Source organism: Streptomyces boncukensis, from assembly GCF_011045075.1.
GTDB classification, from domain to species: Bacteria; Actinomycetota; Actinomycetes; order Streptomycetales; family Streptomycetaceae; genus Streptomyces; species Streptomyces boncukensis.
In genome coordinates this window covers 1-1,667 of record NZ_JAAKZZ010000909.1, presented here as the reverse complement: position 1 = coordinate 1,667, position 1,667 = coordinate 1, and the positions used below count along the sequence as shown (strand labels likewise).

Annotated in this window: 2 protein-coding genes; both read right to left on the bottom strand. The window is 75.4% G+C overall.

Annotation, left to right across the window (positions count from 1 at the left end; genetic code table 11):
* Window positions 1-393 (bottom strand): hypothetical protein (locus tag G5C65_RS36910; RefSeq protein WP_165303401.1); only part of this gene is annotated, 393 nt, incomplete at its 3' end.
* Window positions 390-1,616 (bottom strand): MCE family protein, encoded by a 1,227-nt coding sequence (locus G5C65_RS36905; protein ID WP_165303400.1) that lies wholly within the window; start codon window positions 1,614-1,616, stop codon window positions 390-392. The genes G5C65_RS36905 and G5C65_RS36910, both read right to left, overlap by 4 nt.
* Between the last annotated feature and the right edge of the window lie 51 nt (window positions 1,617-1,667).

Below are 1,667 nucleotides of genomic sequence, written 5' to 3'. Positions count from 1 at the left end.
CCCGCCCTCCCGGTCCAGCCGGGTCACGGCGGCGTCGGTGACCGTGCCCCGGGTGCTGGTGCCCTCCTCGGCGAGCACCGCGGCGCTCTTCTTGCGGTCCCTGGCCAGCTCGGCGCGGAGCGGGCCTGTCGTCACCTCCCGCCAGCCGCGCAGGCTCGTGCGGACATGGCGCCCGTCCACCGTGGTGAGCCGGGCGAGGTGGTCCCGCGCCGCCTCCAGCGCCGCGTCCCGGGCCTCCCCGTACCCGCGGTCGCCGTCTCCGCGGGCCTGCGCGTAGTGCCAGCCGGAGAGGGCGCACCACGCCGTCAGCAGCGCGACGGCCAGCGCGGCCAGGGGGTACCCGGTGGGCAGCGAGGGGCGGGCCCCGCGCAGCGAGATCCGCAGCTTGATCATCGGTCCTCCAGTCCGAGCAGGCCGCTCATGCCGGTGGGGCCGTCGGAGACGTCCGCACCGTCCCGCAGCGCCGCGGCGCCCAGGGGGCGGCCCGGTCGGGCCGGCTCCGGCACGCCTGCGCTGGGCGCGTGCGCCGAACCGCGCACGTTCTTCCCGCCGGCGGCTGGCTCCGTACAGCGGGCGCCGGTGTTCAGCGGCGGTGCAGGCGAGGTGTCCAGGCCGTTGCGGTAGGCGGTGCCGCCGTAGCCGCCGGTGCAGGGGAGCGGTTGGAAGAAGGTGGTCACCATGCCGAAGCGGAGCCCGTCGGGGGAGAGCGCGGAGGACCCGGCGGCGATCACCCTGGGCAGCCGCACCAGCAGCTCCTCCGTCCCGCGCTGCCGGGTGACCAGCAGCTCGGAGGTCGTGGTGAGGTTCGCCAGCAGTACGCTCAGCGCCGGGTCGGTCTCCCGCAGCAGCGCGCTGACCTGGTCCGCTGCGCCCGGGGCCCGCTCGATGACGCTGCGCAGGTCGCTGTCGGAGTCCTTCAGCTGCGCGGCCAGCCCCCGGGCCCCGGTGGCGAAGTCCCGGATGGCGCGGGCCTCCTGGTTCTGGGTGCGCAGCACCGTGTCGGCGTCGACCAGCAGCTTCTCGGTCTCGGGCAGCACCCGGTCGGCCGCCTTGACGAAGTCGCGCCCGGTGTCCAGCAGGACCCGCAGGTTCTGGCCCTGCCCGTGGAAGGCGTCGCCGAGCTCGTCCACCGTGGTGCGCAGCGAGTCCAGCGGTACGGAGCCGGCCAGCGCGTTCAGGCTGGTGATCATGTCGGTCACCGGCGCGGGGGTGCTGGTGGACGCGCGGGACACCACGGAGCCGTCCGCCAGGTAGGGCCCCTCGTCGGTCCGCGGCAGCAGGTCGATGTACTGCTCGCCGACGGCGGACAGGCCGGCCACCCGCGCCCGCAGGTCCGCGGGGATGCGCGGCGCCGAGTCCTCGATGCGCAGCTTCGCCTCGACGCCGTCGTCGGTCAGGGCGAGGGAGTCCACCCGGCCGACCCGGGTGCCCCGGTAGCTGACCCCGGCGTTCTCGAACAGGCCGCCGGTCCGGGCCAGTTCGACCCGCACCGTGTAGGTGTCGCGGAAGCCGATGTACTCGCCGACGTCCGCGTAGCCGACGGCGATCCGGATCAGGACGAGCGCCCCGAGCGCCAGAAACGCCAGGTTCCGCAGATGGATGCGCCAGGTGATCACCGGTCACCCCCCGTCCGGCCTTCGCCGGTTCCGGCGGCTGCGGGCAGCGGC